Genomic DNA, 6717 nt, shown 5'->3' on the forward strand with positions numbered 1-6717 from the left:
CACCAGCCAGTAAGATAGTGCGGGGTCGATGGTCTTGATTCACCGCACTGAGGGTGGTGGTTATCTGATTAATTTCATGTTGATGAATCGATTCGACATCCTTAAGGGCTGAATTTTCTGGATCTTCCCAAAAATTCCCCGTAGCAAAGGTCACGGGGTCAAAGGGATTTAGGGCTTGTTTAATTATTTCCTGGATCGTTGCCATCTCTTTAATTCCATCTTCTATAGAGTGGACAAGGATAGAGGATTAACAATTGGGAAGCCTGGGCTTATAGTATCATACTTTGTATCATACTTTACTGCACCATAATGAAAAATAGCCTCCCCCCGGTATTTTGAGTAATACCAGCTTCAATTTGTTCCTCTGTATACATGTTTGCTTCTTGCAAAGCACTCAGATCAATTTTATCTTCTGCTTGCAAGCTATACAGTGCTTTATCCAATTCTTCCCTAGACAAAGGCGGTTGTAACTTTTGGCGCAAATGAAACAGTGGCAAATAGTTTTCTGTACCCAATTCCTGGTCTAAATCCTTGATGATTTGTAATATTTCTTCATTATTATGGGGATTGACTAGAGCGGGAGTCGAATTTCCATCTGATTCTGAGATTGTACTGGTTGAGTTTGGCAGCTGTTTGCGCAGGAAATCGATGTAATCCGCTAGCATGGTTTTAGAAAGATTGATATTGCCACGACCAACGGGTTTATAATTAGTTAAGAGGTACTCAATACCTGTTTCAGTAATCCAAACATCTTTGAATTTAGTTTCTGCGACTGTGATATAACCCCGTTCTATCAAACTGTCCATGATTTCCTTGCGGGTCTTAGCAGGCTTGACGTTTGTCTTGGCGGGAGTAGTCGGTTCTGTTTCACAGGCTTTTAGAATTTTGCGTTCTTTCGTGCTCATTGGTACTTCAGCCTGATCTTGGTTTAGAAGTTCCTTGCCTGCATCAGTGATCTGAATTTTGGTGATTTCTTGATTAGACTCAATCAAATTGCGATCGCATAATGCCTGACAAATTCGATCTCGTTCCCCAGCTGAGGTTTTAGAATTGGGTTTCGCTTCTGTAATCAATGCCCGATAATCCGGTTTGCTCAGTAGCTTCAGTAAAAATTTTAGTTGGCTGACTTCCAGTTCAATAGCTTCCATGTTGATTGTTGTTACCTCACGTTTGTTCAAGATTAACCTATCTCTATTCCCTATAACCACGTAGTAGTTAAAGATTTTCGCAATAGATTCTACTGTCAGCCCTCAGCGGACGGGCGCTGAGCCCTCAACTATTAGCTCTGAGCAGAATTCTTATTATATAAGCCTTTCGGTACTTTTCAATAGTATCTTTATTTCCGTGGTGCCTTACTAGGCTCAATCCTTACCGATATTAGACTTATCTCAAGTCTGGTTGAATACCCATAATTAAGGGTGGGCGGGGATGGTAGGGAGGCGCTAGAGGTCTGGGGAGATAGGGAGATGGGGAGATAGGGAAATTTTTATTAAGAGTAATTATCGTAAGATAATATTAGCTGAAGGTCGCGACTAGATGGGTATTCAGGGAAAACCCTCAAAACGCTGATACCCGAAATGCTGATAGCTGACGACCGAAGCGAAACCATTCAGCTATCAGCCCTCAGCATTACGTCACAGGCATTAAGCCTGTGCCACAAAGCATCTCAAGTAGCGTGGTCCAAAGGCCAAGACTGATAGCTGAACGCGCACGCGTGTGCGTAGCACATAAGCTGAATGCTAAGCTACAGTCAATTTTCTTACCCCTACTCCCGTCTTGATGCAATAGCGAGTGGGGGAAACCACGGCAGTTGCTCATGGGGGGAACCCCCGCAGGTCGGCACTGCCTCCCCAAGACCGCGCTGCATCGCTATTCCCTATTCCCTATGCCCTATTCCCCTAATAACGTCGAGTTTTCTGAACCCCGTAAACTAGTCCTGTACCAATCGATAACAAGATCAATAGCCACAGGATACCACCAGGAAGAAAGGTAAGAATACCAAAACCTCTGAGCAAGTAAACCATAACGGTGATAGCGAGAAGAGCCCCAAAAAAGTAGGCAATTATTAAAGTTTCAGATTGAGAAGGGGAACTCATATAGTATTTTTAGTTTAGTTGTGAACAGATCACGAAAGGCAAGAGGCAAGAGGCAAGAGGCAAGAGTTAAAAAAAACTGTGTACCTCAGGTGCGACCCCTAAGGAAAGGCAAGAGGCAGAGGCAAAAGGCAAGAGTCAATCAAGTATAGAATGATTTTGGCCGACTGCATCGCTTTTTCCAATTCATTTATAAATGCTAAGGGCGTTTGTCGCAGTTATGAGGTACACTCTTCTTTGAAGATGATTCCCTTAAAATCTTCATTAGTCTTGCCTTTTGCCTTTTGCCTTTTGCCTTTTGCCTTAAAAGTACCAGATTTTTACTCATGGCAATTAGACTGGCTAGATCAATAATCAACGGTCATTAAAATTGCTAAACATAGAGTTGGCTAAAATAGCTGCTTGAGTGCGATCGCGTACATTCAACCGACTCAATATATGAGTAACGTGGTTTTTGACGGTCTTCTCAGAAATATACAACGTCTGAGCAATCTCTCGGTTGCTAGCACCGGTAGCAATTAGCCGTAAAATCTCCTGCTCTCTAGGAGTTAGTTCATCCCAACCCGGAGGTGGACTTGGAGTTGGGTCTCGCATTTGAGTAGCGACTTTTTTGCCTATACCAGGACCTAACTGAGTATACCCTTTTTGCACCGCTCGAATTGACTGGGCTAATTCTTCGGGAGGGGTATCCTTCAGCAAATATCCGGCTGCTCCGCACTGTATGGCTTGGGTAACGTACTGGTCATCATCAAAGGTAGTTAGTACTAATACCTTTGTATCCGGGAATTGCTGACAAATCTCCCGAGTTGCAGCGACGCCATCCATGACAGGCATCCGAATATCCATCAGTATAACATCTGGCTGTAACGTTTTTACCAGACTAATTGCCGTTTCTCCATTCTCGGCTTCACCGACTACCTGTAAGTCTTCTTCTAACTTCAGCAAGGCTTTTAATCCACGCCGAATTAGACTTTGGTCATCTACGAGTAAAATACGAATCATCATCAAGGATGAATTATATAGTAGTTGTCAATTCGGTCTTATTTTTAGGGAGTTGGGAGTCGGGAGTCGGGAGTCGGGAGTCGGGAGTCGGGAATAGGGAGTAGGGAATAGGAAATAGGGAACAAAAATCATCACAATGCGTCTCTAATTTCTAGATAAGCGCGTTGGTATTTGAGCTCTAAACCTGTATGATATTTTTTTTTGGTACAATAAAACTCCTGATATATTTTACCTCTTGCCTCTTGCCTCTTGCCTCTTGCCTTTTCCTGCCATACCTGTGTTCACAACCGATGATACAAACGCGCTTAGCTTAAACCTTTGGTAAAGGAAAATGAGCGATAATTTTGCAGCCAGCTCCTGGTGCTGTTTCAATTTTAAAGGTTCCTCCTAAGGCTTGGGTGCGTTCTCGCATTCCTTGTAAACCAAAACCGGTTGTGTTCTGGTTTAGGGAAAATCCAATACCATTGTCTTTAATAATTAATTGTAAATCTGTTGCTGTCTTAATTTGGATGTATACTTCAGTAGGTTTAGCATATTTAAATATATTTGTCAATCCTTCTTGGACAATACGGTAAACTGCGATTTTGATGTCAGCAGGGATTGAACGCTTTAAGTTAAGATGGCATGAAGGTGAGATAGCTGTGGACTTTTGGAAGTCCTCGATTAGGGATGCGATCGCATTTTCTAGAGATTGCTCTTGTAACGGATTTAAACGCAAGGAAGCAACGGATTGACGTACATCCTTCAGAGCAGTTTTACCAAGTTGTTTCGCTTCTAAGATAAATTCTTTGGCTTCAGCCGGGTCAGATTGTAATAGTCTTAAAGCCGCTTCCAGGTGTAAATTAAATACCGTTAAAGAATGTCCTAAGGAGTCATGAATTTCCCGAGCAATACGGTTTCGTTCTTGCAGCGTAGCAATATCTTCAATCCGGAGGGCATATTGACGCAGTTGAGCATTAGCCTTAGCCAGCTCTTCCCGACTTTTTCGTTCTGATAGTACAGCATCCACTAATAGCTGCAAAACGATTAAGACCAATACAAATATAAAGACAGAAGTCAATAAGATAAATAGTAATCGCTCCGGAATCAACCCTGTTGGTGGTGCTCTGAACACAGGAGGTGGTCTAAAGGGAGGACGATGCCTCAGACCATGATGCTGAAATCGAACCATTTGCTTCATTAGAAATAATATAACCGCAAATCCAGTCATCATTAAGCGACCTTGGAACTCGAATATAAAACAGTTGCGAACAACTAATATAATTAACATCAGTTGCAATAACCGAATGTGTCCCACTATGGATGCTAAAACAATTACCCCAATTTCGGCGGCAGTGTAAAGTACCTTATAAATAGGCTTATTTGTTGGTAATCTCAATCCCATTAACCCAAATACTGCCAGGCAAACTAGATTCAGTAGTGGCGACCTAGGTAGCATGGGAAAGGGAAGTTTTAGTAATTCCACCAAAGCGGTAATGATCAGCAGTATCCACTCCAGGTAGAGCAAAAATCGAATGGGGTGGTTAGTAATGTGAATAGGATGCCGCATTCACGATTGTTGTAAACAACCAATAACAAACAACCAATAACCTTAATCCATGTGTCAAAGGTAATGCAAGACCCATTGGTCATGTCTAGCCCAGGACTTTAGTCCTAGAGGAATTGGGGTCTTTTGCCTCATGTGGTTTCACCCTCCCCCTTTTTAGGATAGAGACATCAAACAGAAATCAGCTCACCTAAAAACACTTATAAACAGCTAAATAGTGAACATCATGAACATCAAGCGCTTTTCTCTACTGGCAGGTATTGCAGCAATTACCCTCACTAGTTTTCCCATGGCAGTTAATGCCCAAGAACTTCCTCCATTTTTATCTAATCTGAACATCACTGACCAGCAAAAAGAGCAGTTTGAGGACATCATTAACAATACTGACTCCAAAATTGAGGATATTCTCACTCCTGATCAACAACGGCGCTTTGAAACTATAAAAGTGCTCCGCCGTCAACTGCGAGACGCAAGGGAGGGTCTGAATCTCTCTGAAGAGCAGTTAAAGCAAATGCAAGACATTAACAGGTCAGCACGATATGAGATGAGGGGTATTCTCACCGAGGAACAGCGCCAACAAATTCGTCAAGAAATAGGAGCATTTCGAGGTAAAGGCCCATTGAGACGGAGATTTTTCCAGAACTAGATTATCTCTTGGAATACAAAGTACTAACTCTCTTGATATAACTTGTTAAAGGTGCGCTTAACTCATTAATAATTAAATTCGCCACGGGTCGCACCTAATTGTTAAGTGTTAATTGACAAACCATTAACACTTAACAAGTTTTTTTTATTACCACCATAAACACTATCCTTTCCAATACCTTTAAAATCGGTGTTGCGTCAGTCTTTGAATGAATAGGAGTAGAGTGGGCATCCTGCCCGCCCGAAAATAAGGAGGAAACTGGCAAGATGCCAGTTCTACACAAGATGCCAGTTCCACGCAAGATGCCCATTCCACCAAGATGTCCACTCTACAAAACTATTACAATCATTCTATTATTAAGCAACGCCTGGAACCGAGGTGCTTTGCCTGATCATGGGATTGACCATAGGTCACGCTACGGGATGCTCCTGTGCAGCCGCTATGCGATGCTCCTTTGGAGCCGCTACGCGAACGCATTTACTGTACCTAGTCATTAACAAAAATGTGGCCACCCACTGGACTTGTTGCTGCGTGAATGCAATAGTTTTTTTGGAAACCTGGAACTGAGGCGCTTTGGCTGATCATGGGATTGACCATAGGTCACGCTACGCGAACACATTTACTGTACCTAGTAATTAACTTTGATATCGCCACTCACTCGACTTATTGATGCGCTAATGCAATAGTTTTTTTGGAAACTTGGAACTAGAGTAATGGCTGGAATGGGATCCATAGGTCACGCTACGGGATGCTCCTGGGTCGCCGCTACGCGATGCTCCTTTGGAGCCGCTACGCGAACGCATTACTACACCTAGTAATTAATACCTAAAATCTTATCCCTTGCATCTTATCCAAAATTCTGTTACATTAATAGTATCGTTAACGCAATGGTTAACTCCCCATGATGATTTCCACCGCACAAGCCGCTGATTTACTAGGTGTTTCCGCCACTCGCGTCCGTTACCTTCTCAGCAAAGGCAGAGTTAAAGGAGCCTATAAAGTGGGTAGAACTTGGGTGATTCCTCTGTTTGATGGCATGCCAGTAGTCACTCCCGGCACTCGGGGTCCCAAGCGGAACTGGTCAAAGCGCAGAGAGTACACTAAGGCTGTGATTCATGTTAACCAGAGGGTAATTCGCAACAATCTCAAGACAGGGGAGCGTAACCCTGTGATTACCGTAAAACGAGGCTCTCAAAACACTTATGGTCATACGGTGGAAGTCAATGGGCCGTGTAGAGTCATGTATCGCCCCGATGATCCCCTCAAATGTGGAGCAAGGGTGTGGATTGAGACTATTTCTGATTTTAACAAGATAGGGGGAGTTTGAGGGGGCGAAATTCCCCCACCTGGCCGTAGGCCACGCTACGCGAACGTTCAGGTGGGGGATGGATAGCCCCTTCAAATACCAGAGATCTGTTTTCTGACCCAGC

7 protein-coding genes and 1 pseudogene are annotated in these 6717 nt (G+C 43.2%); 3 read left to right on the top strand and 5 right to left on the bottom strand.

Annotated elements, in window-relative coordinates; all coding sequences use genetic code 11:
• The 5 genes and pseudogenes from F6K57_RS34170 to F6K57_RS34190 form a co-directional block, all read right to left on the bottom strand.
• A pseudogene (locus tag F6K57_RS34170) lies at positions 1-205 on the bottom strand (ATP-binding protein); the annotation flags it as partial.
• Positions 206-296: 91 nt separating this feature from the next.
• A complete protein-coding gene (locus tag F6K57_RS34175; protein ID WP_229415151.1) occupies positions 297-1178 on the bottom strand; it encodes a hypothetical protein in 882 nt (293 codons plus the stop codon).
• A 720-nt stretch (positions 1179-1898) separates the two neighbouring features.
• The gene (locus tag F6K57_RS34180; RefSeq protein WP_070390768.1) at positions 1899-2096 is read right to left on the bottom strand and encodes a hypothetical protein; all 198 of its coding nucleotides are present in this window, start codon (positions 2094-2096) and stop codon (positions 1899-1901) included.
• Positions 2097-2447: 351 nt separating this feature from the next.
• Positions 2448-3095 carry a response regulator transcription factor gene (locus tag F6K57_RS34185; RefSeq protein WP_293072367.1) on the bottom strand — a complete coding sequence of 216 codons (648 nt, stop codon included), beginning with the start codon at positions 3093-3095 and terminating at the stop codon, positions 2448-2450.
• Positions 3096-3405: 310 nt separating this feature from the next.
• Positions 3406-4644, bottom strand: a complete 1239-nt coding sequence (locus tag F6K57_RS34190; RefSeq protein ID WP_293072365.1) for a sensor histidine kinase — start codon at positions 4642-4644, stop codon at positions 3406-3408.
• Between the two features lie 223 nt (positions 4645-4867).
• Between F6K57_RS34190 and F6K57_RS34195 the strand changes: the two genes are divergently transcribed.
• From F6K57_RS34195 to F6K57_RS34205, 3 genes are all read left to right on the top strand, one after another.
• On the top strand, positions 4868-5287 hold the full coding sequence (locus tag F6K57_RS34195) for a hypothetical protein (protein WP_293063753.1): 420 nt from the start codon (positions 4868-4870) through the stop codon (positions 5285-5287).
• Positions 5288-5553: 266 nt separating this feature from the next.
• Positions 5554-5784, top strand: coding sequence for a hypothetical protein (locus tag F6K57_RS34200; RefSeq protein ID WP_143727413.1), 231 nt, complete (start codon positions 5554-5556; stop codon positions 5782-5784).
• A 404-nt stretch (positions 5785-6188) separates the two neighbouring features.
• A complete protein-coding gene (locus tag F6K57_RS34205) occupies positions 6189-6614 on the top strand; it encodes a helix-turn-helix domain-containing protein (RefSeq protein ID WP_293072366.1) in 426 nt (141 codons plus the stop codon).
• The last annotated feature ends 103 nt before the right edge of the window (positions 6615-6717 follow it).

It is taken from the genome of Moorena sp. SIO4A5 (assembly GCF_010672005.1).
Taxonomy (GTDB): domain Bacteria; phylum Cyanobacteriota; class Cyanobacteriia; order Cyanobacteriales; family Coleofasciculaceae; genus Moorena.

What these genes read in the sequence shown, in the direction of transcription:
- F6K57_RS34180 (WP_070390768.1), bottom strand. Translation starts at nt 2,096, where the DNA reads ATGAGTTCCCCTTCTCAATCTGAAACTTTAATAATTGCCTACTTTTTT.
- F6K57_RS34185 (WP_293072367.1), bottom strand. Translation starts at nt 3,095, where the DNA reads ATGATTCGTATTTTACTCGTAGATGACCAAAGTCTAATTCGGCGTGGA.
- F6K57_RS34190 (WP_293072365.1), bottom strand. Translation starts at nt 4,644, where the DNA reads ATGCGGCATCCTATTCACATTACTAACCACCCCATTCGATTTTTGCTC.
- F6K57_RS34195 (WP_293063753.1), top strand. Translation starts at nt 4,868, where the DNA reads ATGAACATCAAGCGCTTTTCTCTACTGGCAGGTATTGCAGCAATTACC.
- F6K57_RS34200 (WP_143727413.1), top strand. Translation starts at nt 5,554, where the DNA reads ATGCCAGTTCTACACAAGATGCCAGTTCCACGCAAGATGCCCATTCCA.
- F6K57_RS34205 (WP_293072366.1), top strand. Translation starts at nt 6,189, where the DNA reads ATGATGATTTCCACCGCACAAGCCGCTGATTTACTAGGTGTTTCCGCC.